Annotated in this window: 21 protein-coding genes; 2 read left to right on the forward strand and 19 right to left on the reverse strand. The window is 52.5% G+C overall.

Annotated features, from left to right (window positions below; translation table 11 throughout):
- Nucleotides 1-4: 4 nt before the first annotated feature.
- From D3P09_RS22325 to D3P09_RS22355, 7 genes are all read right to left on the reverse strand, one after another.
- Nucleotides 5-964 (reverse strand): AAA family ATPase, encoded by a 960-nt coding sequence (locus D3P09_RS22325; protein ID WP_120113629.1) that lies wholly within the window; start codon nt 962-964, stop codon nt 5-7.
- A gap of 33 nt (nt 965-997) precedes the next feature.
- Nucleotides 998-1,906 carry a polysaccharide deacetylase family protein gene (locus D3P09_RS22330; protein ID WP_120113630.1) on the reverse strand — a complete coding sequence of 303 codons (909 nt, stop codon included), beginning with the start codon at nt 1,904-1,906 and terminating at the stop codon, nt 998-1,000.
- Between the two features lie 45 nt (nt 1,907-1,951).
- Nucleotides 1,952-2,611: an MOSC domain-containing protein gene (locus D3P09_RS22335; protein ID WP_120113631.1), complete on the reverse strand. Its 660-nt coding sequence runs from the start codon at nt 2,609-2,611 to the stop codon at nt 1,952-1,954.
- Between the two features lie 345 nt (nt 2,612-2,956).
- Nucleotides 2,957-4,612, reverse strand: a complete 1,656-nt coding sequence (locus tag D3P09_RS22340; protein ID WP_165867544.1) for an amino acid permease — start codon at nt 4,610-4,612, stop codon at nt 2,957-2,959.
- Between the two features lie 118 nt (nt 4,613-4,730).
- Entirely contained in the window at nt 4,731-5,321 is a 591-nt protein-coding gene (locus tag D3P09_RS22345) for a response regulator (protein WP_120113633.1), read from the reverse strand.
- 16 nt (nt 5,322-5,337) lie between these two features.
- Nucleotides 5,338-5,949: a DUF3298 and DUF4163 domain-containing protein gene (locus D3P09_RS22350; RefSeq protein ID WP_120113634.1), complete on the reverse strand. Its 612-nt coding sequence runs from the start codon at nt 5,947-5,949 to the stop codon at nt 5,338-5,340.
- A 59-nt stretch (nt 5,950-6,008) separates the two neighbouring features.
- Complete coding sequence (locus D3P09_RS22355) at nt 6,009-6,734, reverse strand: phosphonate ABC transporter ATP-binding protein (protein ID WP_120113635.1); 726 nt, start codon at nt 6,732-6,734, stop codon at nt 6,009-6,011.
- A 155-nt stretch (nt 6,735-6,889) separates the two neighbouring features.
- Here D3P09_RS22355 and D3P09_RS22360 point away from each other — a divergent pair, with 155 nt between their 5' ends.
- Nucleotides 6,890-7,114, forward strand: coding sequence for a hypothetical protein (locus D3P09_RS22360; protein WP_120113636.1), 225 nt, complete (start codon nt 6,890-6,892; stop codon nt 7,112-7,114).
- Between the two features lie 55 nt (nt 7,115-7,169).
- Here D3P09_RS22360 and D3P09_RS28370 read toward each other — a convergent pair whose 3' ends face one another.
- Entirely contained in the window at nt 7,170-7,304 is a 135-nt protein-coding gene (locus D3P09_RS28370) for a hypothetical protein (protein WP_279387144.1), read from the reverse strand.
- A 163-nt stretch (nt 7,305-7,467) separates the two neighbouring features.
- Here D3P09_RS28370 and D3P09_RS22365 point away from each other — a divergent pair, with 163 nt between their 5' ends.
- Nucleotides 7,468-8,205, forward strand: a complete 738-nt coding sequence (locus D3P09_RS22365) for an HAD family hydrolase (RefSeq protein WP_120113637.1) — start codon at nt 7,468-7,470, stop codon at nt 8,203-8,205.
- 6 nt (nt 8,206-8,211) lie between these two features.
- On the opposite strand, the gene D3P09_RS22370 is transcribed toward D3P09_RS22365, so the two are convergent.
- The 11 genes from D3P09_RS22370 to pdhA all read right to left on the reverse strand — a co-directional run bounded on the left by D3P09_RS22370 (nt 8,212) and on the right by pdhA (nt 20,860).
- Nucleotides 8,212-10,491, reverse strand: coding sequence for a type IA DNA topoisomerase (locus D3P09_RS22370; RefSeq protein ID WP_120113638.1), 2,280 nt, complete (start codon nt 10,489-10,491; stop codon nt 8,212-8,214).
- 31 nt (nt 10,492-10,522) lie between these two features.
- The gene (locus D3P09_RS22375) at nt 10,523-11,563 is read right to left on the reverse strand and encodes a hypothetical protein (RefSeq protein ID WP_120113639.1); all 1,041 of its coding nucleotides are present in this window, start codon (nt 11,561-11,563) and stop codon (nt 10,523-10,525) included.
- A 91-nt stretch (nt 11,564-11,654) separates the two neighbouring features.
- Nucleotides 11,655-11,975, reverse strand: a complete 321-nt coding sequence (locus tag D3P09_RS22380) for a hypothetical protein (protein WP_120113640.1) — start codon at nt 11,973-11,975, stop codon at nt 11,655-11,657.
- Between the two features lie 102 nt (nt 11,976-12,077).
- The gene (locus tag D3P09_RS22385; protein ID WP_120113641.1) at nt 12,078-13,565 is read right to left on the reverse strand and encodes a glutamate synthase subunit beta; all 1,488 of its coding nucleotides are present in this window, start codon (nt 13,563-13,565) and stop codon (nt 12,078-12,080) included.
- A gap of 230 nt (nt 13,566-13,795) precedes the next feature.
- Nucleotides 13,796-14,287, reverse strand: coding sequence for a dihydrofolate reductase (locus D3P09_RS22390; protein WP_120113642.1), 492 nt, complete (start codon nt 14,285-14,287; stop codon nt 13,796-13,798).
- An 18-nt stretch (nt 14,288-14,305) separates the two neighbouring features.
- The gene (locus D3P09_RS22395) at nt 14,306-15,262 is read right to left on the reverse strand and encodes a thymidylate synthase (RefSeq protein WP_120113643.1); all 957 of its coding nucleotides are present in this window, start codon (nt 15,260-15,262) and stop codon (nt 14,306-14,308) included.
- Nucleotides 15,263-15,383: 121 nt separating this feature from the next.
- On the reverse strand, nt 15,384-15,872 hold the full coding sequence (locus D3P09_RS22400) for an acyl-CoA thioesterase (protein ID WP_120113644.1): 489 nt from the start codon (nt 15,870-15,872) through the stop codon (nt 15,384-15,386).
- A gap of 185 nt (nt 15,873-16,057) precedes the next feature.
- Entirely contained in the window at nt 16,058-17,473 is a 1,416-nt protein-coding gene (gene lpdA / locus D3P09_RS22405; protein ID WP_120113645.1) for a dihydrolipoyl dehydrogenase, read from the reverse strand.
- Nucleotides 17,474-17,476: 3 nt separating this feature from the next.
- Nucleotides 17,477-18,760 (reverse strand): dihydrolipoamide acetyltransferase family protein, encoded by a 1,284-nt coding sequence (locus D3P09_RS22410; protein WP_120113646.1) that lies wholly within the window; start codon nt 18,758-18,760, stop codon nt 17,477-17,479.
- 34 nt (nt 18,761-18,794) lie between these two features.
- Nucleotides 18,795-19,772, reverse strand: a complete 978-nt coding sequence (locus D3P09_RS22415; RefSeq protein WP_120113647.1) for an alpha-ketoacid dehydrogenase subunit beta — start codon at nt 19,770-19,772, stop codon at nt 18,795-18,797.
- A gap of 20 nt (nt 19,773-19,792) precedes the next feature.
- Nucleotides 19,793-20,860: a pyruvate dehydrogenase (acetyl-transferring) E1 component subunit alpha gene (gene pdhA / locus D3P09_RS22420; protein WP_120113648.1), complete on the reverse strand. Its 1,068-nt coding sequence runs from the start codon at nt 20,858-20,860 to the stop codon at nt 19,793-19,795.
- Nucleotides 20,861-21,104 lie beyond the last annotated feature (244 nt).

A 21,104-nucleotide genomic window follows, 5' to 3' on the forward strand; every position in this document is an offset into this window, starting at 1 on the left:
GAGGCTACCTGGATGCCAGGCCTGTCTCGGCCGGCACTTCGATCCCGCGAATGATCTCTTCCAGCACCTTCTCAGCCTGCCCTTGCGTCCTGGCAATCCCGCGCAAAGCGAGACGGTGAGCTAGCGCCGGCTTCGCCATCGCCTTAATATCATCCGGCGTCACATAATCGCGTCCTCGCAGAATCGCATGAACCTGAGAGGCCCTAAGCAGCGCCTGGCTGCCGCGCGGACTTACGCCGATGGACACATCCTCCCTGGAACGCGACCGTTCCACAATCGAGAGCAGATATGCCAGCACGTCGTCAGCGATGGCTACAGAACGATAGGCTTGTCTAGCCGCCGCAAGCTCTTCCGCCCCGGCAATCGGCTTCAGCGTCTCCAGCGGATCATGCTCTTTGAACCGTCTCAGCAGCCGCAGACCTTCCTCAGTAGTCGGATAGCCCATCTTCACCTTGAACAGGAAGCGGTCAAGCTGGGCTTCAGGCAGCGTAAAGGTTCCTTGATGCTCAATCGGATTTTGCGTCGCGATAACCATAAAAGGAAGGCTTAGCTGCATCGTCTCGCCGTCGATGCTCACCTGGCGTTCCTCCATGCATTCCAGCAGGCTGGACTGCGTTCGAGGCGTCGCCCGGTTGATTTCATCTGCCAGCAGCAGATTCGTAAACAGCGGCCCCGGACGGAACTGAAATTCTCCATGCTTTTGGTTGAAATAATGTATTCCGCTTAAGTCCGAAGGCAGCAAATCCGGCGTAAATTGTACACGTTTAAAAGCAAGCGACAACGACTTCGCGAACGACTTCGCGAGCACCGTCTTTCCTGTGCCGGGCACATCCTCGAGCAGCACGTGCCCGCCCGTAAGCAGGCCGATGAACAGCAGCTCTACGACTTCTTCCTTGCCGATTATCACTTCGCTTACATTCCTCTTGATGTCATCGGCCAATATTTTAACCGCTTGTAAAGACATAGAAGCAACTCCTTATGTAATGAGTGAATTGGATTATGCGCGTCTTCGCTGCAATTGCTGCAGATCGCTCCAGCGGATCAGCTTGATGCCTTGTTCCTCGATGGCCTTGCGCACTTCCGCATCGCGGAAAATTTGAAATTCCATGCCTCGCTTCACGGGCTCGCGATGGAAGGCATTCAGCTCATCCGTCACATGGGACGGATGGATAATTAATTCCGATACGCCCGGCTTCAATGAAGCCAGCAATCGCTTCATATCCGCTTTAAATGAATCGTAGCTCTCTCCGTTCTGAAGCGTGAACGGCAAGCCCAGCAAATAATCCAGTATGACTACGCCCTTGGCATCCGCCAATGCCGCAACTGCGCGCGCTTGTTCCACCATCTCCTGCGGAGCGACTCCGCTTTCCACCTGCACAAATCTCGGCAGACGGAACGGCAAGCCGTAAGCGGCGCATACATCCAGCACTTCTGCCATAAAGTGCTTCCCAGTCTCAAGACCGTATAAGCTGCCCATATGATTATCCGCATGCGATGGCTTCATCCCGAGCTTCAATGCCCGCTCGATCTGATTAACCAGCTCCCGCTTTACATGCTCAGGCTCCGCATGCAGCTCGAAGCTGCGCGGATCCGGGTAGAAGTACCCCTCTGTCGTTGTCAGTGAGGATACATCGCCGTTATCCGTAACCGGCCCCCAGCTGTAAGACTCCCATTCGCTCGTAAAAGTCAGATGCACTCCCACATCATACTGGGGATGTGCCGCACTCCAATGAGCAGCTTCTCTTGCCCATCCGCAAGGCATCATAATGGTGGCGGAGCTGATCGCTCCTTCCGTAAGCAATTGCTGCACTGCCGTATTCATCGAATGGCATAGACCGTAGTCATCGGCGTTAATGAGAAGAAGCCGGTCATCCGATTGATACCCTAGCTCTTGCGCCAAACTCATATTCGTTCCTCCTTTCGATTATTAACGGCATAAAGGATAAGGGGGCTATGACAGCTTATTCAGTCTCGCCGTCAGTTGGTCGCGCCAGCTTGCTGCAAGCGCATCCACATCAAGGAGCGACTCGATTGCCCGCTTATTCGATTTCTCCTTATACATGACATGATTGGCTGCTGCGATAGTGAACTTTGCCCCATGGCGCTCTCGAATCATGACCATATCCCCTGCCTTTACAATGCCTTCCTGCAGCACTCTGAAGTAGAAGCCCGTATAACCGGTCTGCTGCGCGAGTGCGGGCAGCTCAGGCCATTCATTGCGCAAGCCCAGCTTGAAGCATGGCTGCCTCGGCTGGCTCACCTGGAGCACTACGTCGCCAACCTCCACAATATCGCCGATACAAAGCTGCTCCTCCGTCCAGTCCGAGAGCGAGAAATTCTCCCCGAATGCGCCATTGTGGAGGGTTCGTCCAAATCTCTCCGACCAATACGGATACCTGTTGACAAAGTAGGCGCAGATGGCCTTGTCAGGACCGCCATGATGAACGGTATCGCCTTGCCCATCGCCTTCTATGCCTAGAAAACCGACATGATGCGCTTCTTCCGAAGCCAATTTGAATATTCCGCTAAGAACTTCCTTGGAACCATGGTGGAGCAATTGGGGCCGGCCGACTTGCAGTGAGGTCAGATAGGCCGTTATGGCTGCATTCATGAATGTGCCTCTTTTCTATTATCTCTACTATATACGATGAACCTTTGAATTCCCTTTGAAAAACGAATCGAATATTCTGAGTATGCAGCCATAGAAACTCTTTAATTCCACTATATATAGTTATTATAAACTTCCCAGGGAGAAGTTGGCAATGAAAACCAATGCCATTAATGATTAATGACACTAGTTTGTGAAAGCCTTCTCCACACCTGACTTTCGACACGTTCTCCTGTTGGCGTACCTGCCGCTGTCGAAACCATTAAGTTTCTGTCCATTATTGCGCTTCCCCGGGAAATGATAAGCCGGAAATGATTCATTTCCCGCCTGCATTTCCTGTCTTCCGCTTCAGTTCAGCTTACGCGTCTCGCTGCTTCGGCTCCCGGCCCTCGCTCTCATATAGACCCATGTCTCGTACATCGTTAATAACAAGCCGAGTCCCATAGCAGCAATCGCAGCGTCAAAACTAAGAAAGGCAACCGCCAGTGCAGCGGTTAAGCCAAGCCAGCAGAAGGATATTGCATTGACAGGCCCGCTCCACTCGCCGAGATGCCACGGCGCATCCTGCCATATTCCCTCCTTCTCCTCACGCCTTCCTCCACGCTGTGAAGGCCTGCGCCTGAACATCTCTCTCAGTCTCAGTCCAATAGGAATCCCGTAAGCGATATGCATAAGAACGATCGCTGCTGCCAGCAAGCCGATGAACATCTCATTGCTCCACCAGAGCTGTGCGCCGGTCAGCAATAACAGCGCAAGAGCTGCGGCAGCCCAACTGCCGTGCGGCGTAATCCTTCCCCCGGTCGTAACGCGTCCAATCCAGCGGCTGCAAGGAATAGACTCATCCCGGGCCAGGCTGTACATCACTCGTGCGGCTACCGTCATCGACTGCAGTCCGCTGGTCCACAGCGACACGGCCACAAAAAGGATGATAAATCCGGCTCCGCCCCAGCTTGCTATAGCCGTTTCTGCGATTAAAGCGATGCTTGACGCACCGAACGCTCCCATAACAGTGTGAAGCAATGCTCCGCTCCCATAGGCAGATGCGACCGCCAAGGAAACGACCGTCAGCATGATTAGTCCGCCTATGTATGTATAAGCCGTAGACAAATAAATTGCCCAAGGAACGCGCACTCTCGGCTCCAGTGTTTCCTCCGCCCCTGCTGCCGCGCCATCCATCCCAAGGAAGAGCTTCATTAGAAGCAGCAAACCAATCAGATAAGACTCCGGACGCACATGCTCGATAAAGCCCGCTGCATCGAATTGATACAATAAGGCGGCAGAATATGAATCCGGCCATAACAGCCATATGACTGCGCCAATCACAAGGCCACCGATCAAAAGCTGCAGCCAAATTCCTGCACCATGCAGCCAGCCTAGCCAAGAAGCTCCCCATTGCAGACACGCCGCTTGCGCAACCGCGATAAGGGCAGCCAGGCATATGAAACTGAATACAGATGACGAGTAGCCGAAGTACCATGCTGCGACGCTGTCCGTCAAATAAGCGCATCCTCCTATAAACAGCGCCAGCATCACGAGATGTCCTGCAGCATGGAACCAGCCTGTCCTTCTCCCCCACTGCACGCCTCCAAGCACAATAGAAGCATGCGACAGGCTGCCTGCCGTAGGCATAGCAGAAGCGATTTCCGCAAGGCTTCCGCTTACACATATATAGAATAGCGCCAGAATCGGCAAGCCAAATCCGATCACGGACAGTCCTCCTTGCCCTACTGCCGGACCGAACCATAATGCCGAGCTTCCTATCAGAGCCATTGTGCCGAATGACAGTCCGGCTGTCTGCCAGCTGCTTCTGTCTCGCCGCAGCGGCTGAGTCAAGCCGAAGCGGTACAGGTCCTGCCTGTCCTGCATGGATTGCGTTTCCTTGCCATAGCGCATCATGCTTTGATACCTGCTGGTGCGATAGCCATTGCTTGCTTTATAAGCCAAGCTGAACATCAGCACGCATACAACTGCTGACAACAGCAATCCGATATAAGCGGCAATCATGTCCCCACCTCCATATCCTACTCTATGTGAGGTTGGCTCAGGGCATGCAACACGTCCATCTGCGCACCATGCAAAAAGAACCCCTGCCCCCATAAGGGGGGGCCAGAGGTTCTCATTGCTAGCCGATCTCCCGATGCTGAATGCCGCCGGTCATGTCACGTACGGCTTGCTTCACATGAAGCAAATCAAATGGTTTATCAAGCAGGCCTTGGAAGCCGAGCTTCCTCGCTTCCGCCAGCATATCCGCGTCAGCGAATGCCGTCATTAGGGCAACAGGCGCCGAATTGTCGCCCTTACGAATTTCTCTTAGCACGTCAATTCCGCTCATGTCCGGCAGACGGATATCGAGCAATACGCAGTCCGGATTCTCAAGTAAACTAATAGCGATTGCGTCCTTGCCCGTACAAGCCTCAAGCACGTCGTAGCCTTCCTCCTGAAGCATCTCAGCGATCAACATGCGCAAGGCATGCCCATCGTCCACGATCAGCACAAGAGGCGTCTCCCGTTCCGGCTGCAATTCCACGGGCCTTTCATTGGGCGGAGAAGACGCACGAGACACGTCTTCTGGTTGCGAAGCGGACTCGGCGTATGGCATGCGGGGAGCAGCCGAATGTTGTCCTTCTTCACGGGCCTTCCGCTTTGCCCGTATGAAGACCGCTGCCAGCACAAGCAGCGCCAAGGCAGCGGCCAGCCAATACGTAACGGTCATATTTTACTCCCTAATGTCAGTCATTTACGAGCATGGGACCAAGTGGCCCTTCTTCATTAATGATATCTTGAAGAGCATATACCGATATCGGGAAGTATAGAAACCCGTACACATATGCGGCCAGCTCATATAATTGAAAATAAACAACCAGCGAACGATCCGCGACATAGAAGGATTGATCAGGCGCGATCGATTGAAACGGCTCCAAGGTGGGAATGTCCCTTTCCTTAATCCCCTTGGCCACAAATTCATTAATTCTGGCTATATAATCGCTGCCCGGCTTGAACAGCTCGCTCAGCCTGTACATTTGGCCCGTTGACGTCTTGAACGTCAACGATTGCTGCAGCGTCATACCGTGAGCGCCTCCCGTATAGGCGTAGTTATACAACGAGAGGCTGAACACATCCTTTTCGTTCGTCTTCACTTCATAAAAGGCAATCATCTCCGCGCGGGGATCGTCCAGGCTTCCTTGGCTGTTCACGAGATGCTGCGCAGCCGCCAGTATCGCCTGATTGATTCGGGCATCCGCCTCGGCGCTTGCCCCGCCGCTTACGTAAGGAATGGACAAATCCGCTTTCGGGAACGTTGCCTTTGCCGTCTGCACGACCAGAGCCGCCTTTGGGGCCATATCGGTTCACCATCCTGTTCTCAAGATGGTTCATTGTATGCCGCGGGGCGCTCGGACCATTACAGCTGCAGCTTCTCGCGTTCCGTCAGGCGTCTTCCGTACACATCCACTACCAGATTGCCGTTATTCAGGCCTAATATGCGGTCCGCATACCGCTCTGCCCAATCTCCCTGATGCAGAACGGCAATGACGATGATGCCTTCGTTCTTGCACAGGTCCTTCAATTCGCTCAGCACGGCGTCTGCCGCATGCGGGTCCAGACCCGACACCGGCTCATCGGCGACAATAACCTTCGCTCCGTGGACAAGCGCTCTTGCGATTGCCATGCGCTGCCGCTCGCCGCCGCTCAGATGCTTGGCCGGAATTTTAGCCTTGTCCAGCAGTCCGCGCTTTTCAATCATATCCATCGCGCCCATGTAATCGTCGCTGCGAACCATGCCTGTCCATCTGCGCCATGCAGGCGTCTGGTTGACGGAGCCGATAATAACGTTTTTAAGTCCGCTTTTTTCCGGGAACAGGAACGGCTTCTCTTCCAGATAGGCAACCTGCTGCTTCACTTTCTGCTTGGCCAGGAAGCCTTCCTTGAACACATCCTTCCCGTTGAACAGGTAGGTGCCGGAGGTCCAGCTCTCCTGGAGCGCCAAGCATTTCAGCAGCATCGACTTGCCGCTGCCGCTGCTTCCCTTCACCGCTATGAAATCGCCTTCGTAAGCTTCGAAGCTGATATCGTTCAGTACCTTGGGACCGCCAGGGATCCGTTTCGACAAACCCTTAATTCTCAACATGTTCCGCACTCCTTCTGCTCGATGCCAGCCTTCTATGAATCTAGTTTAAAGTAAATAAAAAACTCTTTCCACACGAACAAATGTTTGCTATAATAAAAACAAGAACAAATGTTCTGAATATTAGAAATTAAACCTTTAAAGGAGGCTAGATCACCATGAAATCCAACTGTGAAAATTTCCGTTTTGTAGAGAGAGGGCGTTCCTCCCGCGACCTGACGTTCAAGTTTTACGACGACGGGCGGCTCGTTATTATTAATAACGACACAGAGGAGGTGATCAAGCCGGGAGACCTGCGAAGCGACAGCCGCGACTTCTACGTCCGCAAGCGCATCGCCTTTATTAAGAACCAGCTGGCGGCAAGCCAAATGAAATACGCCTGATCGCGAAGAGGAGAGAGCGGCTATCGATAGCGGCTCTCTCCTCTTTTTCGCTGTCTTACGGCTGCTTATCGATTCCGTTCAAGCTCGGAGGGCGTTTCGCTTGCTCCTTCACCTTCGGCGTGATCGCCTCTTCCTTCAGGCTCGCATTGTCCTGCTGGTTATGGATCTTCTCGCTTTTGTTGACTGGCATCCAGATCACCTCCACTTACATTATGCGGAAGCTTGAATCGTCCTATGCCTTCCCCCGCGAGACAGATTGAGCTGCCGCACATTGACTAGCGGCCGCCATTGCGGTAGATTGGTCATACAACAGCAACAGCAGCAACGGCTTATGCAAAGGAGACTGACCTATCATGAAACAACATATATTGTTTGACCTTGATGACACATTAATTTATTGCAACAAATATTTCTTTTTTGTCGTGGACCAATTCGTGGATTCGATGTCCACCTGGTTCAGCGGCTGCGGCATCGTCACGCCAGAGGCGGTCCGCGAGAAGCAAATGGAGCGGGATATTGCGCTTATCGGTGATACCGGTTTCAAGAGCGAGCACTTTCCCCAGTCATTCCTGGACACATATGTTTTCTACAGTGATGCGACCGGCAGGAAACGCTCTGTGGTCGAGGAGGATTTCCTGTGGAAGCTCGGCATCAGCGTCTACGACCATGAGACGGAGCCTTACCCCAACATGGAGCATACGCTCGACGAGCTGGCTTCCGCTGGTCATGAGCTTCATCTCTATACAGGCGGCGAGCTGCTCATTCAGCAGCGCAAGATCCAGCGCATGGGGCTGGAGCGATACTTCAACTCGCGCATCTACATCAGACAACTGAAGAACAATGCTGCGTTGGAGCAGATATTGCAGCAAGGCACCTTCGACCGGGAACACACATGGATGATCGGCAACTCTATCCGCACCGATGTTGTGCCTGCTCTCACTGCGGGCATTCATGCCATTCATGTGCGCACGCCGGAAGAATGGCATTACAACGTTGTTCAGATTGACGTAGAGCCCAAAGGCGCTTTCTTCACCTTGGATAAACTGATCGAAGTTCCGGATACGATCCATCGCTACATGAACCGTGACTAGCAGCGGCTAACGATCCGCTTCTACAGCAAGCTCTCCGGTGACGGGATTCCTCAGTACGATCCTGCCCTGTATCTCCGCCCCATCAGCCATATTCAGCTTCAGCTTGGCGGTTTTGCCTTTCTCCGCAATGGCCCTTACCTGGGCATCCGTCAAGCTCCTGCCGAAGCTTTCCTTCCAGATAACGAACGAGCAGCCGCTCCGGTAGTGGGAGCAGCCGTAACCCTTTCGCCCCATAAATAATCTGCCGCCGCAGCCTGGACGCGGACAATCCGCAATGGTGCCGTCTCCCGGGGCTTCGGCGCGTTCCTTGACCGCCGTGCTTCTGGCCGCCTTACCTGGTGAAGCATCCGGCGAAGCGCTGTTTGTCCGGCTCGTACGCCCCGACGCACCGCTGCGCGAGGAGCGCTGCCCTCTCCCTTTGCCCGGCTTCTCGTCTCCCTCGAATGCCTTAATGTCGGCTCTTGCTTGCTGACGAACCTTATCTACGATCATCGTAGCGAACTTTTTCACATTTTCCATAAAGGCGGCATCCGATGCGCCCCCTCTGGCGATTTCATTCAGCCTGCGCTCCCACATGCCTGTCATCTCCGGCGACGTCAATAATTCTACGCCGGCAGCGCGGATCAGCTCAATGGCTGTACGCCCCTTCTGGGTAATGGCAATGCGTTTGCCCTGCATCGTCACATAACCGACATTCTTAAGCCGCTCGATGGTAGCCGCGCGCGTAGCAGGCGTGCCAAGGCCGGAATCCTTCATTGCATCTCGCACTTCCTCGTCCTCAATCTGCTTGCCTGCGCTCTCCATCGCCTTCAGCAGCGTGCCTTCCGTATATGGCTTAGGCGGCTGCGTCTCCTTCTCCTTCATTACGGCGTCCGTACATTTCACGCCGAGTGCCGGATTGACGGAGAACGGCTCCAGCACCTCTTCCTCATCCTCGGATTCATCTTCCTTGTCCTTCTTGGCGCCTTTCGGCTTGTCCTTCTTCTGATCGGCGTACAGCACCTTCCAGCCTAAGCTGAGGAGCTCCTTCACCGTCGTCTTGAACGTCTCCTTCTCTACTTCAGTCAGCACGGTATGCGATTTGTATTCCGCTGCCGGGTAGAATTGAGACAGGAATCGGCGCACGATCAGATCGTACAGCTTCGCCTCATCGGGCGACAACCCGCTTGCCTTCCGGTGCGTCGGCAGAATGGCGTGATGGTCCTCCACCTTGGCAGGATTGCACACGAACTTGTTGCCTTTGTGCACAAGAGACTTGTTAGCCCCCTTGGCCCAATCATCATATGAAGTGCCATGCAAGGAAGAGAGCGTCTTATGCATCTCCGGAATATTCTGCTCCGTGACATAGTTGGAATTGGTACGCGGATACGTGATTACCTTATGTTTCTCATACAGCGCTTGCGCCGTATCCAGCGTCTTTTTTGCGGAGAATCCGAATTTCCCGTTCGCTTCCCGCTGCAGCAGCGTCAGATCATACAGCTTGAAGGGATATTCCTTCACATCTTTCACTTCATACGACGCGATCGATCCGGCCTTCCCTTTCACCTTCGCAGCTATAGCCTCCGCCTTCTTGGGATCGGTCATTCGTTCGCCTTGCCACAATCCGCGATATGCCGTGTCCTCTTGAAGAAACTTGGCCTCCACCTCATAAAACTTCAGCGAATCGAACGTCTCAATCGTTTTTTGGCGGTCATAAATAAGCGCCAGCACCGGGGTCTGCACGCGGCCGACGGACAACAGCACATTATGCTTGGTCGTAAAAGCGCGAGAGCCGTTCATGCCGATCAGCCAATCGGCTTCGCTTCGGGCAGTCGCGGCTTTCGTCAAGTTCTCGTATTCGGAGCCGTCTCTAAGCTCCGCAAAGCCTCTTCTAATCGTCTCTGGCGTCAGATCGGATATCCAGAGCCGCTTGACAGGCTGGCGCAGCTTCAGATGGCGCTGAATGAGGGAGAAGATATACTGCCCCTCTCTCCCGGCGTCGCAGCCGTTCACAAGCGAGTCGCAGCGCTTCGCAAGCTCCTTGATCACCTTCAGCTGGTCCATCGTTTTTCTGTTCGGCACCAGCTTGAATACGTCCGGAATGATCGGCAAGTCGCCGATATTCCAGCGCTTGTACCTGTCATCATAGGCATCAGGCTCCGCTAAGCCGATCAGATGGCCGATCGCCCATGTAATGATATAATGCTCGCCTTCTATATAAGTGCGGTGGTTTTTTGCTTTTGGATCGATGGCAGCCGCGATATTGCGTCCCATGTCGGGTTTCTCCGCAATGATTAGTGTTTTCAACTGGGCTCGCTCCTTTGGTCGTCCTTGGGTCTCAGGCTGTCTCCAGCGTCTTTATGATCGAAGCGAAGATAGTGCGAACACCCTTCGACCAATTAGGATCCTCTGCATATTCCCGGTTAATCCATGTGAACGGGTCTATGTCAGACGGCCTGTCCTTGCTGAGTCGCGTAATGGTTCTTGCCGCAATCTGCGAGGATTGATCAATCGTAGTATTGAATTCTTGCCAGCTATGAAAGACATTGAAGGGATTGTTCGCAATCTCCTTCGCCCGCTCATGGTTCCGCGGAACGAACCCCTGCTCCTGGCCGGTAATGGCGATCAGGAAAGCAGGATGGATATCGAACTCCCGCGCCGTCTTCATGATGGCGTCTATGTATGGCGGATCTGCTAGAATGGAAGATTTGCTCTCCAAAAAAGCAGCCAGCTTGTCCTTGTCAATAGTGTCATACTTAAGCTCATCCGGCAATTCGTTAGGCGATGCGGCCGGTGCTTCCGCAGGCGTCAGGAGGCCGCTGTCCGCCAGGGCGGACTCTGACTCTTGCGCTCCCTCTTGGGTCATCGACCAGCCAAATACTATTGATGCCGTGATCACTATAGCCGTTAATGCCCCATAAAGCGCTGCCTTCCTCCGGCGCAGCTTCATGATAACCGCGGCGCCTGCCGACGGCAGCGGAATAACAACTGCAGCCTCTGCTTCGGCAATCCCGCTTCCCGTTAACGGCATGCCTGCTGCTTGGCCCCTCCATGAAGCTTCTTGCTGTCGCGTCCACCTGCGGAGCGGCTCCGCGACAGCGGGATCCTCCAGGTCCATCTCCATGCATAGGAGATAGATATCATCGGGACTGACGGGACGCTGCTCCTCCAAGACAGTCGAACGGATGAGCTGGTGCGTTAATTGTTTCTTGGTCTCCAGATCAAAGTCGGGCAATTGATTATGAATAATGCGCGTAACCGCGTCCGCGACAATCTCCGCACGCTGATCGCTAGGCATGGAGGCATACTTATGATGAACGTAGCTGCGTATGTTGCGAACATCGGTTGGCGTTAACACATAAGCATGTTCTGCGGACATCGATATCTCTCCCTCACATCATCTCACCCTATATTTTACCACAACTTATCTAATAGAGGTTGTTCAAAAAGTCCGCTTTTGATCACGCAACTTACTGCGGAATTGTAAGTCTGGAAATCGCCTCTTGAATCTGCGGCTGCATGATATAGGCCTGCACCTGCTCCTTCTCGCTGAAGGTAAGCTGATATTCGCAATCGCAATCCTCATCCTGCGGGATCATCTGAACTACTGTGCCGTCCACCGTGCATATCACATAGACCGTGAACTGAATCAGGTCATCAGGCACCGGCGTGCGCTCATCCAAAGTCGGGCGCAAGACGATATCCACCCATTGGTCATCCCGTCGCTCCATCGTTGCATCAAAGCTGAGGAACCGAAGCTCTGTCATATGATCAGAACCGTATTTAATCATATCTTCTCTCTCCGTTTACATGACATTTTGGACAAGCAAGAAAAGCGCCCTAGGGCGCTTTCTTATTCCATCTATACAATTAGACTACCATAGCGGCGCTTATTATGGAAGCATCGAGGAGCCCATCAAATACTTATCTACCTCGCGAGCTGCCTCACGGCCTTCATTGATTGCCCAGACGACCAAGCTCTGTCCGCGGCGCATATCGCCGGCAGCGAATACTTTCTCAACGTTTGTGGTGTATTTGCCATACCGGGCTTTGACGTTGGAGCGGCGGTCTTGCTCAAGTCCGAGCTGCTCGATCAGCGTAGTTTCCGGACCTTCAAAGCCTACGGCGATGAAGACCAGATCCGCAGGCCATACTTTTTCGGTGCCTGGAATTTCTTTGTAAATTTTGCGGCCGGTTTCATCAACCGTACGTTCGATTTGAACGGTATGAAGCTCTTTCAAGTTGCCGTTCTCGTCGCCAACGAATTTCTTCGTCAAGACGGAGAATGCGCGAGGATCTTCGCCGTATAGCGCCTTCGCTTCCTCTTGTGCGTAGTCGAGCGTGTACACATTAGGGAACTGCGGCCAAGGATTGTTAATCGGATCGCGCTCAAGCGGGGCTTTCGCATGCGTACCGAATTGAGTAACCGACTTGCAGCCGTGGCGAAGCGCCGTTGCTACGCAGTCCGTACCGGTATCGCCGCCGCCGATCACGATGACGTTTTTATCCTTAGCGGAGATATAGTTGCCGTCTTCCAGGTTGGAATCCAGGTAGCTCTTGATCGTGCCGTTCAAATAGTCCATCGCCATATGAACGCCCTTCAGGTCGCGTCCCTCGATCTCTACGTCGCGTGCGCGGGTAGCGCCGCCGCACAGAACAACCGCATCAAACTTCTCCATTAACTCGCTAGCCGAAATATCTTTGCCGATCTCGGTGTTCGTGACGAACTCGATGCCTTCTTCCGTCATCAAATCCACACGGCGCTGCACCACATGCTTCTCCAGCTTCATAGTAGGGATTCCGTATGTGAGCAAACCGCCAATGCGGTCAGCGCGCTCGTATACTGTAACGGTATGGCCAGCTTTGTTAAGCTGAGCTGCTGTCGCCATACCGGCCGGGCCGGATCCTACGACGGCAACACGCTTGCCTGTACGCATCTTAGGAGGTTGCGGTACAACCCATCCTTCTTCGAAGCCGCGATCGATAATCGCTTGCTCTATTGTCTTGATGGTAACGGCATCGCCGATAAGTCCGACTGTACAAGAGCCTTCGCAAGGCGCAGGACATACGCGGCCTGTGAACTCCGGAAAGTTGTTCGTCTTGTGCAGGCGCTCCAGCGCTTCGCGCCACAGGCCTCTGAAGATCAGATTGTTCCACTCGGGAATCAGGTTGTTGACCGGGCAACCGGACACAGATCCGGCGAGCTCCATGCCCGTATGGCAATAAGGCGTTCCGCAATCCATACAGCGTGCGCCTTGGGTACGCAACTGTTCGTCGGAAAAGTGCTTATGAAATTCGTTCCAATCCTTGATGCGCTCAAGCGGGTCGCGATCGGCCGGCAATTCGCGCTGATATTCCATAAATCCAGTTGGTGTAGACATGATCGAATTTCCTCCATCCCTGTTTCCCGGTTGCTTCACGTACACGTACAAGATACGATAGGATACCACTTTCGGGAATTCATATATTATTGAACACAGCGTACTGTGTCAAATCCGGTAGCTTATTATAACATGCTAGCATTCCACGGATGAGCGCGTTAATGGACTTTCCGTACAATCATTTGCACTTTATGACATATTGTTCGTACAGACGCCCCTAAACGAAAGGATTATTTACCCGTTCGTTCATAGGTCTGGAACGTGTAGTCGTATCGGTTTCGCTCGTCTTTTCCGTTGAAAACGCTATCCGTTAATTTCCATACTACTTGATCGAATTCCGGGAAGTAGGCATCGGCCTTCTCTATTTCCACATCGACTTCCGTAAGGAGCAAACGGTTAGCATATGGCAGCATCAAGCTATAAATTTCGGTCCCGCCAATGACCATCAAATCCTCGTGTCCGAACTTCTCCAGAGCTTCTTCAGGATGGTGAAGAAGCTCACAGCCTTCAATCACCAGATTATCCTGGCGGGTCAAAATGATGTTGCGCCGGTTGGGCAGCGGTTTTCCAAGGGAATCGAATGTCTTTCTGCCCATCAGCACTGTTTTGCCGGTCGTCATCCTTCTGAAGAAAGCCATATCGCCGGGAAGATGCCACAGCAGCTTATTCTCGTATCCGATGGCTCTGTTCCGATCCATCGCTGCAATTAGCGTAATGCTCATCGTTTTCTCCCCCTTTCCTTATACTGCTACAGGCGCCTTGATCGCCGGATGAGGATCATAAGCCTCTAGCGACAAATCCTCCATCTCAAAATCAAAGACCGACTGCTTGTCCGTATTTAATAGAAGCTTCGGCAAAGGCCTTGGTTCGCGGGTAAGCTGAATCTCAATCTGCTCCATATGATTCGAATAAATATGCGCATCGCCAAGCGTATGGACAAAATCGCCTACCTCCAGCCCGCATTCATGCGCAATCAAATGAGTCAGCAATGCATAGCTGGCGATGTTGAAAGGAATGCCTAAGAAGATATCGCCGCTTCTCTGATAAAGCTGGCAAGAGAGCTTGCCTTCCGATACATAGAATTGGAACATCGTATGACATGGAGGCAGCGCCATGGACGGCACATCCTCGGGGTTCCAAGCCGATACGATCAGCCGTCTGGAATCCGGATTGCTCTTGATCGCAGCGATCACATCTTTAAGCTGGTCAATCGTACCGCCTTGAGCGGTTGTCCAGTCTCTCCACTGCTTCCCGTACACATCGCCGAGCTCACCATACTTTGCGGCAAATTCATCATCCGTCAATACCCGTTCCTTGAACGACTCCATCTGTTCATCGTATTGCGCGGCAAAAGCCATATCCGTCTGGGAACGAAGACCGAAATTGGTCATATCCGGCCCGGAATAAGCATCGCTCTCGACCCAGCGCTTGAACGCCCATTCGTTCCAAATGTTGTTCTTATGCTGAAGCAGATAACGGATGTTGGTGTCCCCTTTAATAAACCATAACAGCTCGCTCGCCACGAGCTTGAAAGGCACCCGCTTCGTCGTCAGAAGCGGAAACCCTTCGCTAAGCGGAAATCTCATCTGATAACCGAACGTAGAGATGGTTCCCGTCCCTGTCCGATCTTCCTTTCGGACGCCTTTCTGCAGCACATCCCTTAATAATTGCAAATAAGCCTGTTCGCTCGTGCTCATCGGAGACCTCCTCAGTTGAATGGCATACCTTGCGGTCATGCTATATGTTAAGCCCTGCGCTTCTGCGCGTTAAAGCAAGCTATCTCTAGCAAAATAACTATTATTATAACATTAGTTGTAATTAGTTGCCCAGCCTGTCTTTCTTGCGGTTTTTGCGCAGCTGATGGCGGTCAGGCGCAGAAGCGAACAGCTGCCGCTCCAGCTCGCTCTCTGGCACTACAGAAGGAACGGGACATGGCTTGCCGTCCTCGCCTAGCGCAACAAAGGTGAAAAATGCTGTGACCGTAACGGCGCGTGTGCCGGCGTACAGATTCTCCGCAGTAACAGACACGTAGATCTCCATTGAGCTTCGGTGCGTCCAAGAGACGAATGCCTCCACCTCAATGACTTCGCCTACGCGAATCGGCGCCAGAAAATCCAAGCTGTCCGTCGAGGCCGTCACCACTCTCGTCCTTGCATGCCGCATGGCTGCAATAGCCGCTACTTTATCCATATACTCCATCAGCTTGCCGCCGAACATCGTATCATAATGGTTCGTATCCAGTGGAAAAATGAGCTGCGTCATAATCGTACGTGAATCGCTCGATCGTTTTTGCCCTTCCTGGCTCATGCTGCTCCAGCCCCTTCTCTTCATCTGCTCATTTTGTTATTTCATTATAATATATGCAAAAAGGGATAGGCAAAGGAAAGCATATGAAATAAATGCATAGGCGGCAAGAAGCCCCGCGGCACTTTATTAGCAAAAGCGCAGCGGGGCTTCTTATTGGTCCTTCTATATCAAGTTGCCTAAGCTAATTACTTCGCAACAGTGTGGATTGGATGTCCCAGAGCTACTTCAGCTGCATCCAATACGATCTCGCCCAGAGTCGGGTGAGCGTGGATTGTCAGAGCGATATCTTCAAGCGTTGCGCCCATCTCGATTGCCAGAGCAAGCTCAGCAATCATGTTGGAAGCTTCAAGGCCTACGATATGCGCGCCCAGTACTAGACCGGAATCTGCATCTGCAACCAGCTTCACGAAACCTTCTGTAGCGTTAAGCGACATTGCGCGGCCGTTGATTGCGAATGGGAATTTGCCCACCTTCACGTTGTGGCCTTGCTCCTTAGCTTCTTTCTCGCTCAGGCCGACGCTTGCGCATTCCGGATCGGAGAAGCATACAGCCGGTACGCATTTGTAATCGATAACGCTTGGTTGTCCTGCGATAGCTTCAGCCGCAACGCGGCCTTCGTACATCGCTTTGTGCGCAAGCGCTGGACCAGCAATAATATCGCCGATTGCGAAGATGTGAGGAATGCTGGTACGGCATTGTTGGTCAACTTCAACCAGTCCGCGGTCAGTCGTTTTCACGCCGATCAGGTCAAGGCCAAGCTCCCCATCCGTGTTAGGACGGCGGCCAACTGTAACAAGCAGGTAGTCTGCCGTTACTTTTTCTTCTTTGTCGCCTACAGTGTAGGTAACAGTTACGTCTTTATCCGTTTGCTCTGCGCTTTTCGCTTGAGCGCCAGTAACGATATCCACGTTTTTCGCTTTCAGCTTCTTCGCAACGATGGAAGACATATCTTTGTCGAAGCCAGGAAGCACGGAATCGGAACCTTCGATAACCGTTACTTTCGTGCCGAACTTGGAGTACATTTGGCCAAGCTCGATACCGATGTAGCCGCCGCCGATAACGACAAGGCTCTTCGGAATTTCAGGCAGCGACAATGCGCCTGTCGAGGACACGATGCGTCCGCCGTAAGGGAACGCCTTCAGCTCGATCGGACGGGAACCAGTCGCGATGATGCAGTTTTTGAAACGGTAGCGCGGCGCTTCTTGATCGTTGAATACGCGAGCTTCGTTTTCGTTGATGAACATCACTTCGCCTTGGAAGTATTGTACCTTGTTCGCTTTCAGGAGCGAAGCTACGCCGCCAGTCAGCTTTTTCACGATACCGTTCTTGAATTCTTGAACTTTGCTGAAGTCAACCTTCGCTTCGCCCACTTCGATGCCGAATGCGGAAGCATGACTTACAGACTCATATTGGTGGGCTGCAGAGATCAGAGCTTTGGACGGGATACAGCCAACGTTCAAGCACACGCCGCCAACATGCTCTTTGTCTACAACCAATACGTTTTGACCAAGCTGTGCAGCGCGGATAGCGGCTACGTAACCGCCAGGACCTGCGCCAATGACTAGAGTATCAATATCTAAGGAAGCATCTCCAACTACCATTTGTTAGACCTCCATTATGAACAGCTCAGGCTGTGCCAGCAGCTGTTTGATATAGTTCATAAAGTTTTGTGCTGTCGCGCCGTCGATCAGACGGTGGTCGAAGCTCAGGGACAATGCCATTACAGGTGCTGCTACAATTTCGCCGTCGCGTACAACTGGCTTCTCGGAGATACGGCCAGTACCCAGAATTGCAACTTCAGGGAAGTTGATGACCGGAGTAAAGAACATGCCGCCAGCGGAACCAATGTTCGAGATCGTAATTGTGCTGCCTCTCAGCTCGTTCGCAGCAAGCTTGCCGTCGCGGCCGCGTACTGCCAGGTCACGAATCGTGTCGGCAACCATAAAGATGTTTTTGCGATCGGCATCTTCGATTACAGGAACGATCAAGCCGTTGTCTGTATCTGTAGCGATACCGATATTGTAGTACTTGCGGTACACGATTTCTTGGTTTTGCTCATCCAGCGTGGAGTTCATGATTGGGAACTGGCGGCAAGCCGCTACCAGAGCCTTCACGATGAACGGCAGATACGTAAGCTTGGAGCCTTTTTTCTCTGCGTATGGCTTGTATTTCGCACGCAGCGCTACCAGCTCGGTTACGTCCACTTCGTCCATAATTGTAACGTGTGGAGCCGTGTACACGGATTTCACCATTGCATTGGAGATCGCTTTGCGGATGCCTTTGAACGGTACGCGCTCTTCTGGACGGTAAGGCGTGCCAGCTGCTGCTGGAGCTGCTGCTTTCGCTTCGCCAGCCGAAGCCGCTTTCTCTTCAGCAGGTGCTGCCGCTTCTGCAGCTGCAGGCGCTCCGCCGAATCCGTCCACATCGTCACGCGTGATGCGTCCGTTCTTGCCAGTGCCGCTAACTTGAGTCAGGTCTACACCCTTCTCGCGAGCGTACTTGCGAACGCTTGGCGTTGCCAATACTTGAGCGTTCGTTGCTGTAGCTTCTGGAGCAGGAGCTGCAGCTGGCGCGCTTGCAGGAGCCGCCGCTTCTTCCTTCTTCGGCTCTTCAGCCGCAGCAGGAGTCGCTTGCTCAGGAAGATCGCCTTCCGCGTCAATGACGGCTACCAGTTCGCCTACGTGGCATACCTGTCCGTCCTTCACCAATACTTCCAGCACTTTGCCGTTAACCGGGCAAGGCACTTCGACGATAGCTTTATCGTTCTGCACTTCCATAATAATGTCATCGTCCGTCACTGTAGCGCCCGGCTTAATCAGTACTTTGATGATTTCGCCCTCGTGCAGGCCTTCGCCTAGCTCTGGGAATCGATATTCGAATTTAGCCACCGATCGTAACCTCCTTTAAAAAATGTTCCGTTATTTAGAAATTGATAACTTTTTGAGCCGCAGCTACGATACGTGCTGGAGTCGGCAGCCATTGGTCCTCGATTTGCGCGAACGGATATACTGTATCCGGACCAGCAACGCGAAGCACCGGCGCTTCCAGGTGCAGAATCGCTTTTTCGTTGATTTGCGCGATAACTTCAGCTGCTACGCCGGAAGTTTTTTGCGCTTCTTGAACAACGATAGCGCGGTTTGTTTTTTGGATCGACGCCACGATCGTGTCGATATCCAGCGGCACTAGGGAACGAAGGTCAATGATTTCAGCTTTGATGCCTTGCTTCTCGAGCTCAGCCGCTGCTTTTACAGCTGTATGAACCATCATGCCGTAAGCGATGATCGTTACGTCGCTGCCTTCGCGAACTACGTTCGCTTTGCCAATCTCAACCGTGTATTCGCCTTCTGGCACATCGGCTTTGAATGCACGGTACAAGTTCAGATGCTCCATGAAGAATACCGGATCGTTATCGCGAATCGCGGAGATCATCAGGCCTTTTGCATCGTATGGATTGGATGGGATAACCACTTTGATGCCTGGAGTTTGAACAGCCAGACCTTCCAGGGAATCCGTATGCAGCTCAGCTGCCTTAACGCCGCCGCCGAATGGCGTACGGAATACGATAGGCGAGTTGTAGCGGCCGCCGGAACGGTAACGCATACGCGCTGCCTGGATGAACATTTGGTCAAGCGCTTCATAAATGAAGCCAACGAATTGGATCTCGGCGATTGGACGCAAGCCTTGTACGCCCATGCCTACTGCCAAACCACCGATTGCGGATTCAGCCAGCGGCGTATCGAATACGCGCTCTTCTCCGAATTCTTCCTGCAAGCCTTCCGTTACGCGGAATACACCGCCGACTTTACCTACGTCCTCACCGAAGATGAGCACGTTCGAGTCACGTTTCAGTTCTACGCGCATCGCATCGCGAATCGCTTCAAGCATATTCATTTGAGCCATGATCGTTTCATCCTCCCCTTTTATTGAAAATCAGCCTTTTGCTCTTCCAAGTGCTGTGGTGTTGTTTCGAACATTGTATCGATCAAGCCGGCAACAGTCATTTTTTCAACTGCTTCTGCTTTTTTGATATTTTCGTTAACCGCTGCTTTTGCTTCTTCTTTTACGCGGTTTGTATCTTCTACTGTCCAAAGGCCTTTTTTCTCCAGGAATTTGCCGAAGCGGATAAGCGGATCCTTCAGCGCCCATTCTGCTTCTTCATCCTTTGTACGGTACTTCGTAGCGTCATCCGCCATGGAGTGCGGACGGAAACGGTAAGTCAGCATCTCGATCAATGTCGCGCCTTCGCCGTTGCGGCCCAGCTCAGCAGCATCTCTAACCGCTTTGATAACAGCCAGAACGTCCATGCCGTCAACTTGCACGCCTTTGATGCCAGCAGCAACCGCTTTGTGAGCGATCGACAACGCAGCTGTTTGCTTCTCGAAAGGTGTCGTGATAGCGTAACCGTTGTTTTGTACAGCGTAAATTACAGGCAGTTTGAACACGCCTGCAAAGTTCAGGCCTTCGTAGAAGTCGCCTTCGGACGAACCGCCGTCGCCAGTGTACGTAATCGCAACGCGCTTCTCGCCTTTTTTCTTGAATGCCATCGCTACGCCAGTTGCATGAAGAATCTGAGCGCCGATGATGATTTGCGGCATGAGAACATGCACGTCTTCAGGAATTTGGCCGCCGTGCTGATGGCCGCGGGAATATAGGAATGCCTGGTACAGAGGCAGGCCATGCCAGACAAGCTGCGGCATGTCGCGGTAGCCAGGGCAGATGAAATCGTCTTTGTTCAGCGCGTATTCGCTGCCGACCATCGAAGCTTCTTGACCCGATACAGGCGCATAGAAGCCAAGGCGGCCTTGGCGGCCAAGGTTAACGGCACGCTCGTCCCAAGTGCGGGTGAATACCATGCGATACATGATCTCTTTAAGTTGCTCATCAGTCAAATCAGGCATCAAATCCGGATTAATTACGTCTCCATCGAGTGACAATACAGATAGCGGCGTGACCGGTTCCGTTTGAACTTCGTATGGCAGTTTGCTCATTTTGAACGCTCACCTCAATCGAAATATTTGAAAATCGTGTATCTCTGTTATAGAATTATTATAACCCTGTTTAACGAAAATGGTCAAAGCAAAAAACAAAAAAACCGTTGTTTTTTCGCTCATTCTAGACATTCTGTTAAGGAATTGTATATGCTACAGCATTCGAAATTTAGTGGTACAGAATAATACAACAGCTTGTACTCGCCTCTTTTCCCGTATACACCTTACTATTGTTTACCCACAA

The sequence above is a fragment of the Paenibacillus pinisoli genome (assembly GCF_003605435.1).
Taxonomy (GTDB): Bacteria; Bacillota; Bacilli; order Paenibacillales; family Paenibacillaceae; genus Pristimantibacillus; species Pristimantibacillus pinisoli.

Bases quoted from the DNA above. Each gene is read 5' to 3' on its own strand.
- D3P09_RS22325 (WP_120113629.1), bottom strand. From the start codon at position 964: ATGTCTTTACAAGCGGTTAAAATATTGGCCGATGACATCAAGAGGAAT.
- D3P09_RS22330 (WP_120113630.1), bottom strand. From the start codon at position 1,906: ATGAGTTTGGCGCAAGAGCTAGGGTATCAATCGGATGACCGGCTTCTT.
- D3P09_RS22335 (WP_120113631.1), bottom strand. From the start codon at position 2,611: ATGAATGCAGCCATAACGGCCTATCTGACCTCACTGCAAGTCGGCCGG.
- D3P09_RS22340 (WP_165867544.1), bottom strand. From the start codon at position 4,612: ATGATTGCCGCTTATATCGGATTGCTGTTGTCAGCAGTTGTATGCGTG.
- D3P09_RS22345 (WP_120113633.1), bottom strand. From the start codon at position 5,321: ATGACCGTTACGTATTGGCTGGCCGCTGCCTTGGCGCTGCTTGTGCTG.
- D3P09_RS22350 (WP_120113634.1), bottom strand. From the start codon at position 5,949: ATGGCCCCAAAGGCGGCTCTGGTCGTGCAGACGGCAAAGGCAACGTTC.
- D3P09_RS22355 (WP_120113635.1), bottom strand. From the start codon at position 6,734: ATGTTGAGAATTAAGGGTTTGTCGAAACGGATCCCTGGCGGTCCCAAG.
- D3P09_RS22360 (WP_120113636.1), top strand. From the start codon at position 6,890: ATGAAATCCAACTGTGAAAATTTCCGTTTTGTAGAGAGAGGGCGTTCC.
- D3P09_RS28370 (WP_279387144.1), bottom strand. From the start codon at position 7,304: ATGCCAGTCAACAAAAGCGAGAAGATCCATAACCAGCAGGACAATGCG.
- D3P09_RS22365 (WP_120113637.1), top strand. From the start codon at position 7,468: ATGAAACAACATATATTGTTTGACCTTGATGACACATTAATTTATTGC.
- D3P09_RS22375 (WP_120113639.1), bottom strand. From the start codon at position 11,563: ATGTCCGCAGAACATGCTTATGTGTTAACGCCAACCGATGTTCGCAAC.
- D3P09_RS22380 (WP_120113640.1), bottom strand. From the start codon at position 11,975: ATGATTAAATACGGTTCTGATCATATGACAGAGCTTCGGTTCCTCAGC.
- D3P09_RS22385 (WP_120113641.1), bottom strand. From the start codon at position 13,565: ATGTCTACACCAACTGGATTTATGGAATATCAGCGCGAATTGCCGGCC.
- D3P09_RS22390 (WP_120113642.1), bottom strand. From the start codon at position 14,287: ATGAGCATTACGCTAATTGCAGCGATGGATCGGAACAGAGCCATCGGA.
- D3P09_RS22395 (WP_120113643.1), bottom strand. From the start codon at position 15,262: ATGAGCACGAGCGAACAGGCTTATTTGCAATTATTAAGGGATGTGCTG.
- D3P09_RS22400 (WP_120113644.1), bottom strand. From the start codon at position 15,872: ATGAGCCAGGAAGGGCAAAAACGATCGAGCGATTCACGTACGATTATG.
- lpdA (WP_120113645.1), bottom strand. From the start codon at position 17,473: ATGGTAGTTGGAGATGCTTCCTTAGATATTGATACTCTAGTCATTGGC.
- D3P09_RS22415 (WP_120113647.1), bottom strand. From the start codon at position 19,772: ATGGCTCAAATGAATATGCTTGAAGCGATTCGCGATGCGATGCGCGTA.
- pdhA (WP_120113648.1), bottom strand. From the start codon at position 20,860: ATGAGCAAACTGCCATACGAAGTTCAAACGGAACCGGTCACGCCGCTA.